Here is a 20118-nt window from a genome sequence, read left to right on the forward strand (position 1 = left end):
GGGCGTCGGGGCGGCGCGCCACGGCCGAGGCTTACTCGGCCGAGTCGGCGGCGGCGCCGGCCTTCTCGGCGCGGGCGGCGGCGCGCTCCTTGGACTTGGTGCCCGGCTCGGCCTTCTGCGGGTTGTTGCGGGTCGGGCGCTTGGCGAGGCCGGCGGCGTCGAGGAAGCGCAGGACGCGGTCGGTCGGCTGGGCGCCCTTGGCGAGCCAGGCCTGGACCTTCTCGGTCTCGAGGATGACGCGGGCCGGATCGTCCTTCGGCTTCATCGGGTCGTAGGCGCCGACCTTCTCGATGAAGCGGCCGTCGCGGGGAGAGCGGGCGTCGGCGACGACGATGCGGTAGTACGGGCGCTTCTTGGCGCCGCCGCGGGTGAGGCGAATCTTGAGGGACATGGGTCTCTTCCTGTTCTCTGGGGTTCGAGGATCGTTCGACGTCGCGGGCGGGAGGGGCCTTCAGGCCCCCGATCCGCCTACTTCTTCTTGCCGAAGGGGAGGCCGCCGAGGCCGGGCAGGCCCGGGAGCTTGCCGCCCAAGCCCGGCAGGCCGGGGGCGGCGGGAGGCGCCTTGGCGGGGCCGCCGGGCGCCTTCGCACCGCCGAGGCCCGGAGGCATCGACGGAAGGGTGGTGCCGGGCGGCAGCGACTTCTGCAGCTCGGCGAGCATCTCGGGAGTGGGCTGGGGCATGCCGCCCATCATCTTGCCCAATCCGCCCATTCCGCCGCCCATGCCGCCGCCGCCGAGCCCGAACATGCTGCCGAGCGCCTGGCCGATGCCGCGCTTGCCCGAGCCCATGGCCTTCATCATGTCGGCCATGGTGCGGTGCATCTTGAGGAGCTTGTTGATCTCCGAGACGTCGACGCCGGCGCCCTTCGCCACGCGCTTCTTGCGCGAGGCCTTGAGCAGGTCGGGGTTGCGGCGCTCCCCGGGGGTCATCGACGAGATGATGGCGCGCTGGCGCTTGAACATCGTCTCGTCGAGGTTGGCGCCCTCGACCTGCTTCTTGATCTGGCCCATGCCGGGCAGCATGCCCATCAGGCCGCCGATCCCGCCCATCTTCTCCATCTGGGCGAGCTGCATCGACAGGTCGTCGAGGTCGAACTTGCCCTTGCGCATCTTCTCGGCGACGCGAAGGGCCTGCTCCTGGTCGATGGTCTCGGCCGCCTTCTCGACGAGCGAGACGATGTCGCCCATGCCGAGGATGCGGTTGGCGACGCGGGCCGGATGGAACTCCTCGAGCGCGTCGACCTTCTCGCCGGTGCCGACGAGCTTGATCGGCTTGCCGGTGACCGCCCGCATCGAGAGCGCCGCGCCGCCGCGGGAATCGCCGTCCATGCGGGTGAGCACGATGCCGGTGACGCCGAGCCGGTCGTCGAAGGCCCGCGCCGTGTTGACGGCGTCCTGGCCGGTGAGCGCGTCGGCGACGAGCAGAACCTCGTGCGGGTTCGTGGCCGCCTTGACGTCGGCGGCCTCCTGCATCAGCGCCTCGTCGAGGGTGACGCGGCCGGCGGTGTCGAGCATCACCACGTCGAAGCCGCCGAGGCGGGCGGCCTCCATGGCGCGCCTGGCGATCTGCACCGCCGACTGGCCGGCCACGATCGGCAGCGATTCGACGCCGACCTGGCTCGCGAGGACCGCGAGCTGCTCCATCGCGGCCGGGCGGCGGGTGTCGAGGGAGGCGAGCAGCACCCGGCGCTTGTCGCGCTGGGTCAGGCGACGGGCGATCTTGGCGGTCGTCGTGGTCTTGCCCGAGCCCTGGAGGCCGACCATCAGGATGCCGACGGGGGCCGGCGCGTTGAGGTCGATGACCCCGGCCTCGCCGCCCAGCATCGCCACGAGCTGGTCGTTGACGATCTTCACGACCATCTGGCCGGGCGTCACCGACTTCAGCACGACCGCGCCGACGGCCTGCTCGCGCACCTTCTCGGTGAAGGAGCGCACGACCTCGAGCGCGACGTCGGCCTCCAGCAGGGCGCGGCGCACCTCGCGCAGGGCGGCGGTGACGTCGGCCTCGGTCAGGGCGCCGCGGCGGGTCAGCCCGGACAGGATGCCGGACAGGCGGTCGGAGAGGCCTTCGAACATGCGCGTCAGTCTCCGGGAACTACTCGTTCACGCCCGCGGAGGCGGCGCGGCGGGCCTGGAGGGCGCCCTCGAAATGGGTGAGGGCCCGCTCGAACTTGTCGCGGCAATCGGGATTGCAGAAGCCAACCACCGCGCCGTTGTAGAGCGTCAGCGAGTCGGCCGCGATCGGCTTGCCCGACCAGGGGCAGAGCTCGTTCACCGCGTCCTCGATGCGCAAGCGCGCGTGGTCGGTCCTGATCATCCGGTCTCCTGTAGGCCGCCCCCGGGGGACGGCCGATCGGGAGGTTTCGCGCAACGCAGTTCGCGCCCGAGGGCGCATCGCGCTGTCGGGCGTTGACCTCCGGCCTCACGGGCCGGTCGGCGTCGAGACGAGACCTCGTCCTGAGAGGCGCGGCCTAGCGGTCCATGAACGGATTGTCAATGCGCGGGAGGCGCCGCCCCCGGCGCGGCGGGCGGTCTTTACCGGTTCTTAACCATGGCGGGGATTAACTCGGGGTCGAGATTCGCAGGAGACGCGGTGTGTCCGACCCCGCCTTGAAGACGCAGACCACCGCCGCGGCGCGGCAGCCCTCGGGCCCGCTGCAGGATTGGCTCGCGACCCTGTCGCGGATCGACGCCGCCGACCAGGCCCGCACCGCGCCGCGCCGCCCGGAGGCGCAGGCCGCCTGGGAGCCGCGCATCGTCGTCCCGGCCGAGCCGGACCCGGTGCCGGAGCCGCCGGCGCCGCGGGTGGAGGACGACGACCTCGCCGCCCTGATGGCCGAGAACATGATGCTCAAGGCGCGCCTGCGCCAGGAGAACGCCCGCTACGACGAGCTGCAGGCGCTGCTCGCCGACGAGCTGCGGGCCCTGCGCGCCCACGTGCAGCAGGAGGTCGACAAGGCCGAGGAGCTGCGCGCCGAGCGCGACCTGTGGATGGCCCGGGCCGAGGCCCTGGCCCAGCCGCTGTTCCAGCGCCGCTGAGGCGACGCGTCTTCCCGACGCCCTGAAACGAGAACGCCCGGCATCGAAGGGGTCGATGCCGGGCGTTCTCGTGCGCGCAAGGCGCTGCGGCCGCCCCGGGCGGGGCGACGGCGGAGCCCGCTCAGGCCCGCGTCGCGTCGAGGATCTCGCCGTAGATGACCGCCAGCTCCTCCGCCTGCCGGTGGGCGGTCCGGATCGGGGCGGTGTAGCCGGGCGAGCGCAGGTGGATGTCCGGGTTGTCGTCGATGAAGCGCAGGGCCGCCAGGAGGCCCGCCTCGTCGGCGACGTCGACGACGTAGCCGTTCCGGCCCTCCACGACGCAATCGCCGACCGCGCCCCGGTCCGAGGCGACGACCCAGCAGCCCGCGGCGAGCGCCTCCCGGGTCACCAGCCCGTAGCTCTCCGGCCAGATCGACGGCGCCAGGAGCACGTCGATATGCGCGTAGAGGCCGCCAACCGTCGATTGCGGGAACTTGCCCCGGATCTCGACCGGCACGCTGCCCCACTCCTCCTCCACCCGCTCGCTCGGGTGCATGGCGTGGTCGATCAGCAGCAGGCCGAGGTTCCTGAACGGCTCGTTGAAGAGCACGTTCCGGATCAGCCCGTAGCCCTTGTGGTCGGCGAGCCCCCCGATGAAGCCGAGGCGCACGCGACCGGTCGGGCTCGCAGTCCGGACGACCTCCGGCAGGCGGGACACGCCGTTCTCGACCACCTCGATCTCGCCGAGGCCGACGCCGCGGCACAGGGCGCCGAACGGCTCGGACACGGTCAGCACGCGCGCGGCGCCCCTGATGCAGCGCAGGAGCGTCCGTGCGCGGACGTAGGCGTCGCTCATGAAGGCGTCGCGACCGGCCCCGCCATTGAAGTCGTAGGTCTCGACCTGGCGGTTCCCGTTGGTCAGGAACTGGTGCGGCGAGATCCACCATCCGTCGTGCATCGTGATCAGGTAGGGGATCCGGCGGCGGGTCGCGGCGGTGACGCAGGTCGTGGTCAGCCGCTGGATGCAGTGGAAATGGATCAGGTCCGGCTCGATCCGGTCGAGGACGCGGTCGAAGGCGCCCCCCATCTCGGGATCCTCGACGAGGCTGTCGAGACCAGGGTGTTTGCCGGCCGTGATGCAGAACACCCGCACGCCGTCCTGGACGTACCAGTCGACGGCGTAGGGCGTCCGTCCGCCCTCGAGGGTGCAGATCACGTCGATCTGCCAGTCCGGCCCGAGGATCGTGCGCAGCGAGCGGACGTTGTCGTACACGACCCGGGTCGCGCCGCCGATCGCCTGCGGCGGGTAGAACACGTTGACGATGACGAGCTTCCGGCGCGGCGCGAGCTGGCGCGCGCTCGTCCGGTCGATGGCCTCGGACAGGCGGCCGGCCTGCCGCTCCAGCCCGTAGGCCTCGAGCACGACGCGCCTCGCCGCCGCGCCGATCCGGTGCCGCTCCTCCGGCGAGCGCACCAGGCGGTCGAGGGCGGCGTAGAACGCCTCGCTCGTCTCGCACAGGAAGCCGGTCTCGCCCTCGACGATCGCCTCGCGATGGGTCTGCGTGCTGCTCACGACGGAGGGAATGCCGAACATCGCGGCCTCCATCCACTTGATCTCGCTCTTGCAGTCGTTGAACGCGTCCGGCACCAGCACCGAGATGTTGATGTCGGCCTCGCGCAGCAGGTCCCAGTAGGAGGCGACGTTGGCGATCGGCCGCGAGGCGATGATCGCGTCCGCCCAGGGGCGCAGCAGGTCCGAGATCGTGATCTCGCCGATCACCACGACGCGGATGCGCGCACCGTGGGCCTCGAACAGGCGCGCCAGGGCCGGCTCGATCAGCCGCTCGAAGTCGAGCTTGTGGGCCTTGGTGCCGGAGCCGTAGAAGACCGTGACGACGTCCCCGGGCGGGGCCGCCCGCTCCTGCCGCAGGCTGACCATGTGGGCGCCGCTCAGCGCGTTCGGCTGGTGGAACACGGTCCCCGTCCGGACCCGGCGCTCGAGGTGCCGGGCGAGGCTCGCCGTCGAGGCCATGCCGTAGTCGCACAGCCCGGCGGCCTCGGCGAACAGGCTGACGCCGCACGCCATCGCGGCGTGTTGGCGAGCATCGATCAGGCCGACATAGGTCTCGAAGCCCGGCGGAAAATACGCCGAGTCGAAAACCAGATCGTCGATGTCGTAGATCGTCACGATGCCGATCTCGGCCGTCTTCTCGATGGCATCGACGACGTCCGGGAATGCCGGCACTCTGTAGAAGATCGTGTAGTCGATCTTCATCAGGTCGGCCATGTATTTGTCGTGATCCTTCGTGTAGTCGTAGACCGTGACCTCGTAGCCCGCCGCCACGAGCTGCTCGGCCCGCTGGTCGACCCGGTAGAAGCGGCATTGCGCGAGATCGCAACTGGCGTAGACGGCGACGCGGCGCACGCGCCCGGCGGCGACGACCGGCCGCTCCTCGTCCCGAGCGAGGCAGCGCGCCGCCCCGGTCACGCGGGCGCGGGCCTCGTCGTAGCCCAACTCGAGGGCGACGTCGGCGCTCCTCTCCCAGATGTCGTGAAAGTACTTCTCCTGAATGCCGCGGAGCTGCAGGCGCAGGGCGACGTCCCCCGGATACTTCGCCGCGCCCGCCGCCAGGGCGCGCTCCGCGGCCTTCGACTCGCCGAGTTCGAGCAGGCCCTCGGCCAGATGGACGTAGGTCCACTCGTTGCCGCGGTCGAGCGCGACGATGTGCCGGCGCAGGCGGGTGGCCAGGCCGAGGTTGCCGCCGCGATGGACCAGATCCGCCCGATGGTTGAGGCCGCGCGGGTGATCGGGAACGTGAATCAGGGCGCGGGCGTACAGTTCGGCGGCCTCGACGCTCCTGCCCTGCCGCGCGCAGGCATCGGCGACCTCGACGAAGAAGCCGGCGAGCGCGGGATCGTCGAGGTCGAGCGTCCAATCCAGCAGATCCCGGACGATCCGGCTCGGCTTCGCCGGATCCGCCCCGTCCGCCGCCTGCCGCACGCGCGCCGCGATGGCTTCCACGACCCGGCGCGGCAGCCGCGCACCGTGGTCGAGGTGCGCCAGCACCCGCAGGTTGGGCGAGCGCGGCTCGTCCGCGTCGCTTCTGAGCCAGCGCTCGTAGCGCTCCTGCCGCGACGAGCCGCTCGCGGGACGGCGGGTGCCGTACTCCGCGCGAAAGAAGTCGTCATCGAAGGCGCCGTCGAGCGAGATGTCGAACTGCTCGTGCTGGCCGACCTCGCAGAAATGACGGATGCACTCGGCCCTGTTGAGAAACTTGCCGCCATCTCTCGTGTATTTGTAGCGATAGAAGTCGTGATCGAAATACTCAGAAAAATAGGGAATGTTTATATTGTGAGCGCGCGCGATTTCGTCTTCGTTGAAATAGATGAACTGATCGTCGGCAGGGCGCAGCGCCTGCTTGACGGCGACGACCGCCTCGTCCGGGTTCGATTCCGGCGGGACCGTCACGCCGTACAATTGCGAGATGAACGTGGCGTCGTAGAAGAGGGGAGTGTAGCTCCGCTTCTCCGCACGGCCATACTCGAAATAGTGCTTCAGGCGACCGACATTCGACGTGATCACGCGGGCGATGTCGGGATTGCAGGCGACGTAGCTCGCGAGGTTGAAGCCTCGCGGGAGGCCGAACCCGGCGGAGTCGAGCGCCGTCGCGCGCGACGGATCGGCATGCAGGCGGCGTTCGGCCCGGCCGTGTTCCAGGTAGTGATGGACGGCCTGGAAATCCCACCTGATCGCGTCCGCAACGTCCGGGTTCAGACGAAGGTACGTCCGGACGTCGAATTCCTTCGGCAATCCGCCGGTGGCCAGGGCGGCCGCCAGCGCGGCCGCCTCGCTGGCGAACCGGCCCTCGGTCCGACCGAACGTCTCCCAGTGCGTCGCGATCTCGTCGTCGCTCGCACCGCTCATGTCCGTGTAGTAATCGCGATAAAAATCGACGTCGAGCGCCGCGTCCTTCGCCCGGCTCCTGCGGCGCAATAGCCTGAATACATTCATGTCGCCCCTCACCACGGTCGATCGCTTCACGAAAAACCCATGCAATATGCTTCACCATTCGAGCAATATCCAATGAGAGAACGAAAATACTTCCAAATTGATCCCAAAATCACTGATCAATATTTCTTTTATCGTAAAAAATCGAGAGGATCTACGGGCGGCCCGGCAACGATGTCAAGCCGCCCGTCTCACCCGAGGGCCGGCGGAGCCCCGCCGCGCCGGCCCCCGCCGACCTTGACGAGACCGGCTCGCGCCGCCCCGGCCCACGGGACCATTTCCCGTCCGGCGCAAAATGCTCTAGAGCGGCCGCGTCCTATCGCGCAGCCACCATGTCCCATAACAGCTTCGGCCACCTCTTCCGCGTCACCACCTTCGGCGAGAGCCACGGCCCGGCCCTCGGCTGCGTCGTCGACGGCTGCCCGCCGCTCATCCCGCTCGATGCGGCGGAGATCCAGGCGGAGCTCGACCGCCGCCGGCCCGGCCAGTCGCGCTTCACCACCCAGCGCCAGGAGCCGGACCAGGTCCGCATCCTCTCGGGCGTCTTCGCCGACGATCGCACGGGCGGGCGCCCGCTCACCACCGGCACGCCGATCGCGCTGATGATCGAGAACGTCGACCAGCGCTCGAAGGACTATTCGGAGATCCGCGACAGCTACCGGCCGGGCCACGCCGACTACGCCTACGACGCCAAGTACGGCATCCGCGACTATCGCGGCGGCGGCCGCTCCTCGGCCCGCGAGACCGCCGCCCGGGTGGCGGCGGGCGCGGTCGCCCGCAAGGTGCTCCCCGGCGTCACGATCCGGGGCGCCCTGGTGCAGGTCGGCCCGCACGCGATCGACCGCGCCCGCTTCGATTGGGACGAGGTGAACGAGAACCCGTTCTTCTGCCCGGACCCGGTCGCCGCCGCGCAATGGGCGGAGTATCTCGACGGCATCCGCAAGGCGGGCTCGTCGGTCGGCGCGGTGATCGAGGTGGTGGCCGAGGGCGTGCCCGTCGGCCTCGGCGCGCCGGTCTACGGCAAGCTCGACGCCGATCTCGCCGCCGCCATGATGTCGATCAACGCCGTCAAGGGCGTCGAGATCGGCGACGGCTTCGCGGCTGCCGCCCTGCGCGGCGAGGAGAATGCCGACGAGATGCGGCCCGGCAACGACGGGCGCCCGATCTTCCTCGCCAATCACGCGGGCGGCGTGCTCGGCGGCATCTCGACCGGCCAGCCGCTGGTCTGCCGCTTCGCCGTCAAGCCGACCTCGTCGATCCTGACCCCGCGCGCCAGCGTCACCCGCGACAACCGGCCGGTCGACGTCATGACCAAGGGCCGCCACGATCCCTGCGTCGGCATTCGCGCCGTGCCGGTGGGCGAGGCGATGATGGCCTGCGTGCTCGCCGACCACGTCCTGCGCCACCGCGCCCAGGTCGGGGAGGGGGCAACCTTTCAGCCGGAGTGAACGATCGCGCCGTTTCAGTTTGACTGAAATCACCCGTGGGTTATGACGGTGGGGTGAAACTCGGCGACTGGCTCCGACAGCAGGGCGTGACCCGCCTCGACTTCGCGCGGCGCTGCGGGCTCTCGCCGGCGGCGGTGACGGGGTTGTGCAACAACCCCGAACCCTGGCTCTCGCGGGAGACGGCGGCCGCCGTGGCGCGGGTGACCGGCGGCGCCGTCACCCCCAACGACTTCCTGGGACTGGATTCTCCGGGGCTCGCTCCCCCGGGACAGGAGATGCCCGTGACCCACGCATCGATCATCGAGGCCCTCGACGCCTTCGCCCGCGGCGAGATCGTGGTCGTCACCGACGACGACGACCGCGAGAACGAGGGCGACCTCGTCGTCGCCGCCTCGCTCTGCACGCCGGAGAAGATGGCGTTCATCATCCGCAACACCTGCGGCATCGTCTGCGCGCCGATCACCGTCGCGGAGGCCAAGCGCCTGCGCCTCGAGCCGATGGTGGCCTCGAACGACGCGCCGCTCGGCACCGCCTTCACGGTCACGGTCGACGTCAAGCACGGGCTGACCACCGGCATCTCGGCCGAGCAGCGCTGCAACACCGTGCGGGCGCTGGCCAACGGCAACATGGGCGCGACCGACTTCGTGCGCCCGGGCCACGTCTTCCCGCTGATCGCCAAGGACGGCGGCGTGCTGATGCGCTCCGGCCATACCGAGGCGGCGGTGGACCTGTGCCGGCTTACGAAGCTCCCGCCCGTCGGCGTGATCTGCGAGCTCGCCAACGACGACGGCACCGTGATGAAGGGGCCGCAGATCACGGCGTTCGCCGAGAAGCACGGCCTCAAGCAGATCTCGGTCGCCGAGCTGATCTCCTACCGCCAGGCGCGCGAGAAGCTGGTCGAGCGGGTCGGCAGCTTCCCGGTCAAGACCGAGTGGGGCGAGATGACCGGCTACGCCTACACCACGCCGTTCGAGCCGATGCAGCAATTCGCCTTCGTGCACGGGCGCATCGGCGAGGGCCGCGACGTGCTGGTGCGGCTGCACCGCTCGAACGTGGTGGCGGACGTAATCGAGGGCGGGCGCACGATCGAGGCGGTGATGCGCCGCTTCGCGCAGGAAGGCCGCGGGGTTCTCGTCTACCTGCGCGACGGCACCGCCGGGGTGCCGCTGTCGCAGCTGCCCGACGGGGCCGGCGAGGACGGGGCGGAAGCCGCACGCGTGCGCCAGTGGCGCGAGGTGGGGCTCGGCGCCCAGATCCTGCGCGACCTCGGCGTGGTCTCGATCCGCAACATCTCGAGCGCGGCACGCTCCTATGTCGGCCTGTCGGGCTTCGGCATCGAGATGGTCGGCGACGAGCCGCTGGAGGGGTAGGGGGCGCCCGGGCGCCGATGTCCACTCCTCGGCGGCACCGGACCTCGTCGCGGGCCCGGCCCCGGCCGAGCCCTCACCGCCCCATCAGCGTCTCGACATGGGCGGCGACCGACTTCGACAGTCCGATCAGGTCGTAGCCCCCCTCCAGCAGCGAGACGATCCGGCCGCCGCAGCGGCGATCGGCGATCCCCATCAGCTCCCGGGTCGCCCAGGCGAAATCGGCTTCCGTCAGCTTCAGGTTGGCGAGCGGATCGCGCCAATGGGCGTCGAACCCGGCCGAGATCACGATCAGGTCGGGCCGGAACGCCTCGAGCCGCGGCAGCACGCCGTGCGTGAAGGCCTCGCGGAAGACGTCGCCGTCGTCGCCCGCGTGCAGCGGCACGTTGACGATGGTGTCGTGATCGCCGCGCTCGGACGCGGCGCCGGTGCCGGGAAAGAGCGGCATCTGGTGGGTCGAGGCGTACATGACGCTCGGATCGTCCCAGAAGATGTCCTGCGATCCGTTGCCGTGATGGACGTCCCAATCGACGAGCGCCACCCGGGCGGCACCGTGGCGCTCTCGGGCGTGGCGCGCCGCCACCGCCGCGGTGTTGAACAGGCAGAAGCCCATGGCGCGCTCGCGCTCGGCGTGGTGGCCGGGCGGGCGCATCGCCGCGAAGGCGTTGGCGACGCGGCCCTCCATCACCTCGTCGACGGCCCGCACGGCGGCGCCGAGCGCGCGGCGCGCCGCCTCGAGCGAGCCCCGGGACATCACCGTATCGGAATCGATGACCGTCAATCCCTCGTCCGGCGCCGCCGCGGCGATCGCCGCGACGTAGTTCTCCGGATGGGCGAGGCCCGCCACCGCGAGGTCGGCGAGCGGCGCCTGCTCGCGCACCAGCGCGGCGAAGCGCTCGTCCTCCAGGGCCCGCTCGATCACCCGGATGCGGTCGGCCCGCTCGGGGTGGCCCGGCGGCGTGTCGTGGTCGAGGGAGGCCGGATGGCAGAGATACAGCGTCGTCATCGTGCCCGCTTCAAGCGTCCCGTCGGGCGCGTCGCGCGACGGCCCGTCCCCGCCCGCACCGTGGCAGGGCCATGGCCGGGACGCAACACAGGCCGGGCATCGTGCACAGAGGCGCGGCTCCCCGCTTCGCGCGCCAACGGCCACGCTTTACGGTCGGGGAACGACTGATTCGCGGGCCAGCCCGCCGCCTTGCCAAGGGTTCTCCCCGATGCGCCGCCCCCGCCTCGCCCTCTCGCTCGCCCTGACGGGGGCCGTCCTGGCGCTGCCGGGCTGCATGTACAAGGCCACCCCCGATCCCGAACTGTCGGCCAAGGACAAGGAGTGGATGGCGCTGGTGCCGGAGCCGGAGATCGACCGGCGCTTCGCCCGCTACATGATCGAGGACCCGACGGGTGAGGCTCCCGGCACCATCGTGGTCGAGACGCGCGAGCGCCAGCTCTACTACGTCCTGCCCGACCGCAAGGCGATCCGCTACGGCGTCACCGTCGGCGACGAGGCGTACGGCTGGTCCGGCACGGCGCGGATCTTCCGCAAGGCCGCCTGGCCGGACTGGCACCCGCCGGCCGAGATGATCAAGCGCTGGCCCCACGTCCACGCGATGCAGGGCGGGCCCGCCAACCCGCTCGGCGCCCGCGCCCTCTACCTGGCGGACGGCACCGGCAAGGACACGCTCTACCGCATCCACGGCACCAACGAGCCGGAGCGGATCGGCCAGGCGGCGTCCTCGGGCTGCATCCGGATGCGCAACATCGACGTCGTCGACCTGTACAACCGGGTGGGCGCGGATGCGCGGGTGATCGTGCGGTGAAGCGGGCGGAGGGATGAGCGTCCCGGTCTGGTTCCGGATGCTGGTCTGGCAGCTCCGGAATGTCGGGCCGGTGCGCCGGTCGCGGGATCGGCGCTCCGACATCGAGCAGCGCGCGATCGACGCGATGATCGGCGATTACCGCGGGCAGCGCTTCAGGGAGATCCCCCCGGATCCGCGCCGCGTCGATCCGATCCGCCTCCGCGCCCTGAGCGAGCGGCTGTCCGACCCATACGCCTATCGGTGGCGCGAGACACAGGCCAACGCGGAACTCGTCGATGCCCTCTTCCACACCATCCCGTCGTCGAACGGCGCCCGTTGGGGCCTGTGCCTCGACAAGCTCGCGCACGACGAGGGCCAGGGCCCGACGATCGCCGTCGCATCCGGAGGGCCTGCCCGGATGTTCGCCTGGGGCATGTTCGAACCGCACCACTGCGTGACCGCCTGCGGCATGAGCGTGCGCGACTTCATCACCTCCTACGACGAAGCGGTCCGACTCCTCGACAAGGTGCTGCCCGGCCACGGATTCACACTGCAGCGCACCGGTCGCGCCACGACGGTCCGGCTCGAGAAGGACGGCTCGATCGGCCCCCGGATCACCGGCAGCCACGCCGCCCTGGCCCTCGTGCTCGCCATCCTCGACCACCTGGAGCAGGCCCCGCACGCGGCCGCCCCGTGGCGGACGATCTGAGCCCGCGGGCGCTCAGTGGTCCGCATCCGACAGATCCTCGCAACGCTTTGGCAACGCCGTCCCGTTGCCGGGCTTTAACCTGAACAGGGATTCAGATCCCGTCGTTAACCTGTCAGAGCCACCCCGTGCCGCATAGTCCTCCTCACACAGGGACAAGCACCGGCACAACAAAAGCCGGGGAGGCAGAGACAGATGATCAACGCTTCGCTGCAACACTTCTGCAACCGTATCATCGCCGCCGGCACCATCGGCCTGGAGGACGTGCGCGAACTGAACCGCGCGGTGCTGCCCGACGGGCTCACCCACCGCGAGGAGGCCGACATGCTGTTCGGCCTCGACCGGGCGATCCCGGAGGCCGACGCGGCCTTCGGCGACTGGCTGGTGGCGGCGACCGTCGATTTCGCGGTGTGGGGCGAGCGCCCGACCGGCCACATCGACGCCGACACCGCCCACTGGCTCGCCGCGTCGCTGGCTTGCGGCCGCGGCCCGACCGCGACGGGGGCCCGCATCGCTGTCGAGGTGGTGCGCGAGGCCGAGACCAACGACCCGGCTCTCATCAGCTTCGCCCTGAAGGCCAACCGGGCCCGGGCCGGGGCCGAGGACGCCGTCGAGGAAATCCTGTCCTACGCGGTCGCCGCGTGAGCGGCGGCTTCGCCCGTTTGACCGAGAACAGCCGGCTTTGCGGCGCGCCCGCCATGCTTTAACGGGGATGAGCTTGGGTGTGTCCCACCCCGGCCCGGCTCCCCCTCAAGGCTCGAGTGCGCGCTCCGATGTTCGACAAGATCCTGATCGCCAACCGCGGCGAGATCGCCTGCCGCATCATCAAGACGGCGCGCCGGATGGGGATCAAGACGGTGGCGGTCTATTCCGACGCCGACCGCGACGCGCTCCACGTCGCCATGGCCGACGAGGCGGTGCATATCGGCCCGGCGGCCGCCCAGTCCTACCTCGTCATCGACAAGATCGTGGAGGCCTGCCGGCAGACCGGCGCACAGGCGGTCCACCCCGGCTACGGCTTCCTCTCCGAGCGCGAGGCCTTCCCGAAGGCGCTGGAGGCCGCCGGCATCGTGTTCATCGGCCCGAACCCCGCGGCGATCGCCGCCATGGGCGACAAGATCGAGTCGAAGAAGGCGGCCTCGGCCGCCCGGGTGTCCACCGTGCCGGGCTTCCTCGGGGTGATCGAGAGCCCGGAGCACGCCGTCACCATCGCCGACGAGATCGGCTATCCGGTGATGATCAAGGCCTCGGCCGGCGGCGGCGGCAAGGGCATGCGCATCGCGCACTCGGCCGGCGAGGTGGCGGAGGGTTTTGCCCGCGCCCGCTCGGAGGCCGCCTCGTCCTTCGGCGACGACCGGGTCTTCGTGGAAAAATTCATCACCGACCCGCGCCACATCGAGATCCAGGTCATCGGCGACAAGCACGGCAACGTCGTCTATCTCGGCGAGCGCGAATGCTCGATCCAGCGCCGCAACCAGAAGGTCATCGAGGAGGCGCCCTCGCCGCTCCTCGACGAGGCGACGCGGCGCCGGATGGGCGAGCAGGCCGTGGCGCTGGCCAAGGCGGTGAACTACGATTCCGCCGGCACCGTCGAGTTCGTCGCCGGGCAGGACAAGTCGTTCTACTTCCTCGAGATGAACACGCGGCTCCAGGTCGAGCATCCGGTGACCGAGATGATCACCGGCCTCGACCTCGTCGAGCTGATGATCCGGGTCGCGGCCGGCGAGACGCTGCCGATCGCGCAGGACGACGTGAAGCTCAACGGCTGGGCGGTGGAGAGCCGCGTCTACGCCGAGGACCCGACCCGCAACTTCCTGCCTTCGATCGGCCGGCTCACCACCTACCGGCCGCCGGAGGAGGGCGCGCTCGGCGACGCGATCGTGCGCAACGACACCGGCGTCGAGGAGGGGAGCGAGATCGCGATCCACTACGATCCGATGATCGCCAAGCTCGTCACCTGGGCGCCGACCCGCCTGGAGGCGATCACCTCGCAGGCCCAGGCCCTCGACGCCTTCGCGATCGACGGCATCCGCCACAACATCCCGTTCCTCTCGGCGCTGATGCACCATCCGCGCTGGCAGGAGGGCGCGCTCTCCACCGGCTTCATCGCGGAAGAGTTCCCGAACGGGTTCGAGGCGCCGCGGCCCGAGGGCGAGGTCGCGCGCCGGATGGCGGCCGCGGCCGCGGCGATCGACCACCTGCTCAACGAGCGCAAGCGCGGCATCTCGGGGCAGATGCGCGAGCCGTTCCTGCTGCGCTTCGAGCACGAGCGGGTGGTGCTGCTCGGCGACCAGCGTTTCGACGCGATCGTGGAAACCACCAACGACGGGGTCTCCGTCGCCTTCGCGGACGGGACCGAGTGGCAGGTCGACAGCGACTGGCTTCCGGGCGAGCCGGTCTGGACCGGCCTGATCGACGGCGAGCTGGCGGCGATCCAGGTCCGCTCCCTCCTCAACGGCGTGCTGCTGCACCATGCGGGCGCGGCCGCGGAGGCCCGGGTCTACACGAAGCGCGAGGCGGAGCTCGCCGCCCTGATGCCGGTCAAGGAGGTGGCCGGGTCGGGCAAGCAGCTGCTCTGCCCGATGCCGGGCCTCGTCAAGAGCATCATGGTCACCCCCGGCCAGGAGGTGAAGGCGGGCGAGCCGCTGGCGGTGGTCGAGGCGATGAAGATGGAGAACGTGCTGCGCGCCGAGCGCGACGGCACGGTCCAGACCATCCAGGCCAAGGAGGGCGACAGCCTCGCGGTCGACGCGGTGATCCTCGAATTCGCCTGAACCGTCGTTCGTGCCGCTCTACTTCGCCTACGGCTCCAACATGGACCGGGCCGCCATGGCCCGGCGCTGCCCCGCCTCGCGGGTCCTCGGCCTCGGCCGGCTCAACCGCCACCGCCTCGTCATCATGCGCGAGGGTTACGCCTCGGTGGAGCGCTCCCCCACCGGGACGGTCTGGGGCGTGCTGTGGGATCTGGCGCTCTCCGACGTGCCGGCCCTCGACCGCTACGAGGGCGTGGCGAGCGGGCTCTACGTCAAGGCGCAGCAGCCGGTCTCGACCGAGGGCGGGGTGCGGCGGGCTCTGGTGTATCTGGGGCGCGGCAACGGTGGCGTGCCGCGGCCGGGCTACCTCGAGGGCGTGATCGCGGCGGGCCGGGAGAACGGGTTGCCGGAGATGTATCTGAAGGGGTTGATGGCGCTGAAGCGGTAAAGGCCCGCACCGCCTGAACCCTCCCCGCTCTGCGGGGGAGGGTGCCCGGCGAAGCCGGGCGGGAGAGGGGAACCCCGCTTCCGGACGAAGCGAAACCGTTCTGAAGGACGCCAAGTCCTAAAGCGTCGCGCCGCCCCTCTCCCGGCTCGCTCCGGTCGCCACCCTCCCCCGCAGAGGGGGGAGGGTTGAGCCGCGGCGCTTTAAGAGGCGCGGGGAGCCAGCCTTACCGTTCCAGTCTCCGGATCATAGTTCACGCCCCGATAGAAGCAGTCGCGCCGCCCGGTATGGCAGCACCCGCCGTCGCCGCCGACGCGCACCCGCAGCAGCAAGGCGTCCTGGTCGCAATCGACCCGCATCTCGACGAGCGTCTGGATCTGCCCGCTGGTGGCGCCCTTGTGCCAGAGCTCCCCGCGCGAGCGCGACCAGTACCAGACCTCGCCAGTCTCAAGCGTGCGCGCCAGCGACTCGGCGTTCATGTGGGCGAGCATGAGGACCGCGCCCGAATCGGCATCGACCGCGATCGCGGTGATCAAGCCGTCAGACCCGAAGCGCGGGGTGAAGGCCTCGCCCTCTTCCAGCGCCCGCTTGTCGCCGGGCGGGGCAAAGGTCGGAAGCGGGGTCATCGCCGGTCGCGGACCAGGGTGAGGAAGCGGACCTGCTCGGTCGGATCCTGCTTGAACACGCCGGTGAACTGGGTGGTGATGGTCGAGACGCCGGATTTCTGCACGCCGCGCATCGCCATGCACAGGTGCTCGGCCTCCAGCATCACGGCGACGCCGCGGGGATGGAGCACCGAATCGATCGTCTCGGCGATCTGCGCCGTCATCGTCTCCTGGGTCTGGAGCCGGCGGGCGAAGGCATCGACGACGCGGGCGAGCTTCGACAGGCCGACGACGCCGCGACGGGGATAGTAGGCGATGTGGGCACGCCCCATAAACGGCACCATGTGGTGCTCGCAATGGGAGTGGAAGGCGATGTCGCGCACCAGCACGATGTCGGAATAGCCCTCGACCTCCTCGAACACCCGGTCGAGGATGGCGTCGGCGTCCTGGCGGTAGCCCCCGAAGATCTGCTCGTAGGCCTTCACCACCCGCTGGGGCGTCTCGATGAGGCCCTCGCGCTCCGGATCGTCGCCGGCCCAGCGCAGCAGGGTGCGCACCGCGGCCTCGGCCTCCTGGCGGGTCGGCCGCTCGGTGACGCGCTCCGGACGGGGGGCGTCGCTGCGCTTGTCGGCCGCCTCCGGGGCCCGAACCGACAAGGACTTCAGCACCGCATCCATCACGCCTCCAAGATCTGGGCCACCACGACCAGGGTCGGCCCACGGGGCCAGCCATGCCGGGACCAGAGATGCGCCCCGATCCGGCCGCGCCTCGCGCCGCCGGGCAACCGTGCCTATATCGGGAATCCCGCCTGCGCACGCAATGCGCGGCGCGCGCAGCAGGTCACCGCGTTCCATCGTCCGTCCCAACGTCAAGCCCAAGTCAGACCCGTCTGGTCAAGCCCGTTTCGTCCGTCCCGCGGCCCCTCTCGTCCAAAGTACGAATGCCATGCTCGACGACATCTACAACGCCCGTATCCTTTCCCTCGCGGCGGACATCCCGCGCCTCGGCCGGCTGGCGAGCCCGGGGGCGAGCGCGTCCAAGCACTCGAAGCTGTGCGGCTCGACCGTGACGGTGGACCTCGTCACCGAGGGCGGCACGGTCACCGACTTCGCCCACGACGTGAAGGCCTGCGCGCTCGGCCAGGCGGCGTCCTCGCTGATGGCCCGCCACGCGGTCGGCGCGAGCGCCGAGGACCTGCGCACCTTGCGGGAGACCGTGCGGCGGATGCTGAAGGAGGGCGGGCCGGCGCCCGCGGGCAAGTTCGCGGATTTCGCCGTGCTGGAACCGGTGCGGGACTTCAAGGCGCGCCACGCCTCGACGCTGCTCACCTTCGACGCGGTGGTCGACGCCCTCGACCAGATCGCCGCCGGGGACGTGTCGAAGAGCGAGGCGGTGCCGGCGTGAACCCGACCCGCCGCGCGGCGCATCTCGCCATCCGCGGCTACCAGCTCACCCTGTCGGGCCTCGTCGGGCGGCAATGCCGGCACTGGCCGTCCTGTTCGGCCTATACCGACGAGGCGGTCCAGCGCCACGGCCTCTGGGCCGGCGGCTGGATGGGATTCGCCCGGATCTGCCGCTGCGGCCCGTTCGGCACCCACGGCATCGACCTCGTGCCGGAGACCGCACCGCCCGGCGCCGCCTGGCACCGCCCGTGGGCCTACGCCCGCTGGCGCGGGGTCAACGCCCCGCCGCCGCTCTGCGAGAGCGTCGAGGGCTGAGGCGACACGTTTTCGTCGACGCGAAGGCGTCCGGCTGTGTCTGTCATTTCCCGCCATCGCTGGTATACGGCGCCGGTCCGGTGCGCGGCCGCCTGAAGCCCGCCGGACGTGTGTCCACCACCCCGCTTACCTGCACCGTGCGCAGGAGTGAGCCCCGAGGAGTCTTTCAGACCCATGCCGATCCTGACATTTCCCGATGGCGCCACGCGGTCCTTCGACGGCGCCGTGACCGGCCGTGCGGTCGTCGAGGGCATCGCCAAGTCGCTCGCCAAGCGCACCGTGGCGATGGCTCTCGACGGGACCGTCCGCGACCTCGACGACACGATCGCGGCGGATGCCCGCATCGAGTTCCTCGACCGCACCGACCCGCGGGCACTGGAATTGATCCGGCACGATTGCGCCCACGTGCTCGCGGAAGCCGTGCAGTCGCTGTGGCCGGAGACGCAGGTCACGATCGGCCCGGTGATCGAGAACGGCTTCTACTACGACTTCCACCGCGAGACCCCGTTCTCGCCGGAGGACTTTCCGGCGATCGAGGCGCGGATGCGCGAGATCATCGCCCGCGACGCCCCCTTCACCAAGGAGGTCTGGGCCCGCGACGACGTGCGCAACCTGTTCGTGGAGAAGGGCGAACACTTCAAGGTCGAGCTCGTCGACGCGATCCCGCCGGGCGAGGACCTGCGGATCTACCGCCAGGGCGAGTGGTTCGACCTCTGCCGCGGCCCGCACATGACCTCGACAGCCAAGATCGGCAGCGCCTTCAAGCTGATGAAGGTGGCGGGCGCCTACTGGCGCGGCGATTCGACGAAGCCGATGCTGAGCCGGATCTACGCCACCGCCTGGGCCAATCAGGCCGATCTCGACGCCTACCTGAACCGCCTGGCGGAGGCCGAGCGCCGCGACCACCGTAAGCTCGGCCGCGAGATGGACCTCTTCCACTTCCAGGAGGAGGGGCCGGGCGTGGTGTTCTGGCACCCGAAGGGCTGGACGCTGTTCCAGTCCCTCATCGCCTACATGCGCCGGCGCCTCAAGGGCGATTACGCCGAGGTGAACGCGCCGCAGATCCTCGACAAGGCGCTGTGGGAGACCTCGGGCCACTGGGACTGGTACCGGGAGAACATGTTCGTCACGAAGACCGAGGACGAGCGCGTCTTCGCGATCAAGCCGATGAACTGCCCCGGCCACGTGCAGATCTTCAAGCACGGGCTCAAGTCCTACCGCGACCTGCCGCTGCGGCTCGCCGAGTTCGGCTCGGTCTCGCGCTACGAGCCGTCGGGCGCGCTGCACGGCCTGATGCGGGTGCGCGCCTTCACGCAGGACGACGCCCACGTCTTCTGCACGGAGGACCAGCTCGCGGCCGAGTGCCTGAAGATCAACGACCTGATCCTCAGCACTTACGCCGATTTCGGCTTCGACGAGATCGTGGTGAAGCTCTCGACGCGGCCGGAGAAGCGGGTCGGGTCCGACGCCCTGTGGGATCACGCCGAGGAGGTGATGACCCGGGTGCTCGCCCAGATCGAGGAGCAGTCGGGCGGGCGGATCAAGACGGCGATCAACCCCGGCGAGGGCGCCTTCTACGGGCCGAAGTTCGAGTACGTGCTGCGCGACGCGATCGGCCGCGACTGGCAATGCGGCACCACGCAGGTCGACTTCAACCTGCCGGAGCGGTTCGGCGCCTTCTTCGTCGATGCCGACGGGCAGAAGAAGACCCCGGTCATGGTCCACCGGGCGATCTGCGGCTCGATGGAGCGCTTCACCGGCATCCTGATCGAGCATTTCGCCGGCCATTTCCCGCTCTGGCTGGCGCCCCTGCAGGTGGTCGTCGCGACGATCACCGGCGAGGCCGACCCCTACGCCCGCGAGGTACTGAAGGCGGCGGACGCGGCCGGCCTGCGGGCCGAGGCCGATCTTCGCAACGAGAAGATCAACTACAAGGTCCGCGAGCATTCCCACGCCAAGGTGCCGGTGATGCTGGTCGTCGGCCGCAAGGAGGGCGAGGAGCGCACCGTCTCGATCCGCCGCCTCGGCAGCCCGCAGAGCCGCACCCTGCCGCTCGACCAAGCCCTGGCCGAGCTGGTGGCCGAGGCGACTTTTCCGGATCTGCGCCGGGCGGCAGCGGTGGCGGACAGCGTGCCGAGCGCGGGCGTGACGCTCGACGGGCAGCACGACGAAGCGCCGGTGCCGTAAGGCGCTGTGTGAACCCTCCCCCCCTCCGCGGGGGAGGGTTCACGCGCGCGAGCCCTGCGTGACATCGAC

General features: G+C 70.5%; 18 protein-coding genes. 11 read left to right on the top strand and 7 right to left on the bottom strand.

The features are described from left to right. Window positions 1-31: 31 nt before the first annotated feature. The 3 genes from rpsP to DK419_RS23450 form a co-directional block, all read right to left on the bottom strand. The gene (rpsP, locus tag DK419_RS23440; RefSeq protein WP_109961223.1) at window positions 32-391 is read right to left on the bottom strand and encodes a 30S ribosomal protein S16; all 360 of its coding nucleotides are present in this window, start codon (window positions 389-391) and stop codon (window positions 32-34) included. 77 nt (window positions 392-468) lie between these two features. Beyond that, window positions 469-2076: a signal recognition particle protein gene (gene ffh / locus DK419_RS23445; RefSeq protein WP_109961224.1), complete on the bottom strand. Its 1608-nt coding sequence runs from the start codon at window positions 2074-2076 to the stop codon at window positions 469-471. Between the two features lie 19 nt (window positions 2077-2095). After that, complete coding sequence (locus DK419_RS23450) at window positions 2096-2317, bottom strand: eL24 family ribosomal protein (RefSeq protein WP_109961225.1); 222 nt, start codon at window positions 2315-2317, stop codon at window positions 2096-2098. A gap of 278 nt (window positions 2318-2595) precedes the next feature. Here DK419_RS23450 and DK419_RS23455 point away from each other — a divergent pair, with 278 nt between their 5' ends. Next, the gene (locus DK419_RS23455) at window positions 2596-3039 is read left to right on the top strand and encodes a hypothetical protein (RefSeq protein WP_109961226.1); all 444 of its coding nucleotides are present in this window, start codon (window positions 2596-2598) and stop codon (window positions 3037-3039) included. Between the two features lie 121 nt (window positions 3040-3160). Here DK419_RS23455 and DK419_RS23460 read toward each other — a convergent pair whose 3' ends face one another. Further along, window positions 3161-7030: a glycosyltransferase gene (locus DK419_RS23460; protein WP_162561374.1), complete on the bottom strand. Its 3870-nt coding sequence runs from the start codon at window positions 7028-7030 to the stop codon at window positions 3161-3163. A 329-nt stretch (window positions 7031-7359) separates the two neighbouring features. Between DK419_RS23460 and aroC the strand changes: the two genes are divergently transcribed. Further along, on the top strand, window positions 7360-8475 hold the full coding sequence (aroC, locus tag DK419_RS23465) for a chorismate synthase (protein ID WP_109961228.1): 1116 nt from the start codon (window positions 7360-7362) through the stop codon (window positions 8473-8475). Window positions 8476-8528: 53 nt separating this feature from the next. Continuing rightward, on the top strand, window positions 8529-9845 hold the full coding sequence (gene ribB, locus DK419_RS23470; RefSeq protein ID WP_425352606.1) for a 3,4-dihydroxy-2-butanone-4-phosphate synthase: 1317 nt from the start codon (window positions 8529-8531) through the stop codon (window positions 9843-9845). Between the two features lie 73 nt (window positions 9846-9918). Here the strand turns inward: ribB and DK419_RS23475 are convergent, their stop codons facing one another. Further along, the gene (locus tag DK419_RS23475; protein ID WP_109961229.1) at window positions 9919-10848 is read right to left on the bottom strand and encodes a histone deacetylase family protein; all 930 of its coding nucleotides are present in this window, start codon (window positions 10846-10848) and stop codon (window positions 9919-9921) included. 208 nt (window positions 10849-11056) lie between these two features. Between DK419_RS23475 and DK419_RS23480 the strand changes: the two genes are divergently transcribed. The 5 genes from DK419_RS23480 (at window position 11057) to DK419_RS23500 (ending at window position 15542) form a co-directional block, all read left to right on the top strand. Next, the gene (locus DK419_RS23480; RefSeq protein ID WP_109961230.1) at window positions 11057-11656 is read left to right on the top strand and encodes a L,D-transpeptidase; all 600 of its coding nucleotides are present in this window, start codon (window positions 11057-11059) and stop codon (window positions 11654-11656) included. Between the two features lie 13 nt (window positions 11657-11669). Beyond that, window positions 11670-12344 (top strand): hypothetical protein, encoded by a 675-nt coding sequence (locus tag DK419_RS23485; RefSeq protein ID WP_109961231.1) that lies wholly within the window; start codon window positions 11670-11672, stop codon window positions 12342-12344. A gap of 192 nt (window positions 12345-12536) precedes the next feature. Continuing rightward, window positions 12537-12986 carry a hypothetical protein gene (locus tag DK419_RS23490; RefSeq protein WP_109961232.1) on the top strand — a complete coding sequence of 150 codons (450 nt, stop codon included), beginning with the start codon at window positions 12537-12539 and terminating at the stop codon, window positions 12984-12986. A 128-nt stretch (window positions 12987-13114) separates the two neighbouring features. Then, window positions 13115-15115 (top strand): acetyl-CoA carboxylase biotin carboxylase subunit, encoded by a 2001-nt coding sequence (locus DK419_RS23495; protein WP_109961233.1) that lies wholly within the window; start codon window positions 13115-13117, stop codon window positions 15113-15115. Window positions 15116-15125: 10 nt separating this feature from the next. Then, entirely contained in the window at window positions 15126-15542 is a 417-nt protein-coding gene (locus tag DK419_RS23500; RefSeq protein ID WP_109961234.1) for a gamma-glutamylcyclotransferase family protein, read from the top strand. A gap of 200 nt (window positions 15543-15742) precedes the next feature. Here the strand turns inward: DK419_RS23500 and hisI are convergent, their stop codons facing one another. Both hisI and folE read right to left on the bottom strand, forming a co-directional pair. Continuing rightward, a complete protein-coding gene (gene hisI / locus DK419_RS23505; RefSeq protein WP_109961235.1) occupies window positions 15743-16165 on the bottom strand; it encodes a phosphoribosyl-AMP cyclohydrolase in 423 nt (140 codons plus the stop codon). Further along, complete coding sequence (gene folE, locus DK419_RS23510) at window positions 16162-16821, bottom strand: GTP cyclohydrolase I FolE (RefSeq protein WP_109961236.1); 660 nt, start codon at window positions 16819-16821, stop codon at window positions 16162-16164. The genes hisI and folE overlap by 4 nt, the downstream gene beginning before the upstream one ends. A 268-nt stretch (window positions 16822-17089) precedes the next feature. Between folE and DK419_RS23515 the strand changes: the two genes are divergently transcribed. The 3 genes from DK419_RS23515 (at window position 17090) to thrS (ending at window position 20049) form a co-directional block, all read left to right on the top strand. Continuing rightward, a complete protein-coding gene (locus DK419_RS23515; RefSeq protein WP_109961237.1) occupies window positions 17090-17548 on the top strand; it encodes an iron-sulfur cluster assembly scaffold protein in 459 nt (152 codons plus the stop codon). Beyond that, window positions 17545-17862, top strand: coding sequence for a membrane protein insertion efficiency factor YidD (gene yidD, locus DK419_RS23520; RefSeq protein WP_109961238.1), 318 nt, complete (start codon window positions 17545-17547; stop codon window positions 17860-17862). Before DK419_RS23515 ends, yidD begins: the two co-directional genes overlap by 4 nt. 174 nt (window positions 17863-18036) lie before the next feature. Next, a complete protein-coding gene (gene thrS / locus DK419_RS23525; RefSeq protein ID WP_109961239.1) occupies window positions 18037-20049 on the top strand; it encodes a threonine--tRNA ligase in 2013 nt (670 codons plus the stop codon). Window positions 20050-20118 lie beyond the last annotated feature (69 nt).

This window comes from Methylobacterium terrae, assembly GCF_003173755.1.
Classification (GTDB): Bacteria; Pseudomonadota; Alphaproteobacteria; order Rhizobiales; family Beijerinckiaceae; genus Methylobacterium; species Methylobacterium terrae.

Bases quoted from the DNA above. Each gene is read 5' to 3' on its own strand.
- DK419_RS23480 (WP_109961230.1), top strand. From the start codon at position 11,057: ATGCGCCGCCCCCGCCTCGCCCTCTCGCTCGCCCTGACGGGGGCCGTC.
- rpsP (WP_109961223.1), bottom strand. From the start codon at position 391: ATGTCCCTCAAGATTCGCCTCACCCGCGGCGGCGCCAAGAAGCGCCCG.
- DK419_RS23495 (WP_109961233.1), top strand. From the start codon at position 13,115: ATGTTCGACAAGATCCTGATCGCCAACCGCGGCGAGATCGCCTGCCGC.
- ffh (WP_109961224.1), bottom strand. From the start codon at position 2,076: ATGTTCGAAGGCCTCTCCGACCGCCTGTCCGGCATCCTGTCCGGGCTG.
- DK419_RS23485 (WP_109961231.1), top strand. From the start codon at position 11,670: ATGAGCGTCCCGGTCTGGTTCCGGATGCTGGTCTGGCAGCTCCGGAAT.
- thrS (WP_109961239.1), top strand. From the start codon at position 18,037: ATGCCGATCCTGACATTTCCCGATGGCGCCACGCGGTCCTTCGACGGC.
- hisI (WP_109961235.1), bottom strand. From the start codon at position 16,165: ATGACCCCGCTTCCGACCTTTGCCCCGCCCGGCGACAAGCGGGCGCTG.
- DK419_RS23490 (WP_109961232.1), top strand. From the start codon at position 12,537: ATGATCAACGCTTCGCTGCAACACTTCTGCAACCGTATCATCGCCGCC.
- DK419_RS23475 (WP_109961229.1), bottom strand. From the start codon at position 10,848: ATGACGACGCTGTATCTCTGCCATCCGGCCTCCCTCGACCACGACACG.
- folE (WP_109961236.1), bottom strand. From the start codon at position 16,821: ATGGATGCGGTGCTGAAGTCCTTGTCGGTTCGGGCCCCGGAGGCGGCC.
- DK419_RS23450 (WP_109961225.1), bottom strand. From the start codon at position 2,317: ATGATCAGGACCGACCACGCGCGCTTGCGCATCGAGGACGCGGTGAAC.
- DK419_RS23460 (WP_162561374.1), bottom strand. From the start codon at position 7,030: ATGAATGTATTCAGGCTATTGCGCCGCAGGAGCCGGGCGAAGGACGCG.
- aroC (WP_109961228.1), top strand. From the start codon at position 7,360: ATGTCCCATAACAGCTTCGGCCACCTCTTCCGCGTCACCACCTTCGGC.
- DK419_RS23515 (WP_109961237.1), top strand. From the start codon at position 17,090: ATGCTCGACGACATCTACAACGCCCGTATCCTTTCCCTCGCGGCGGAC.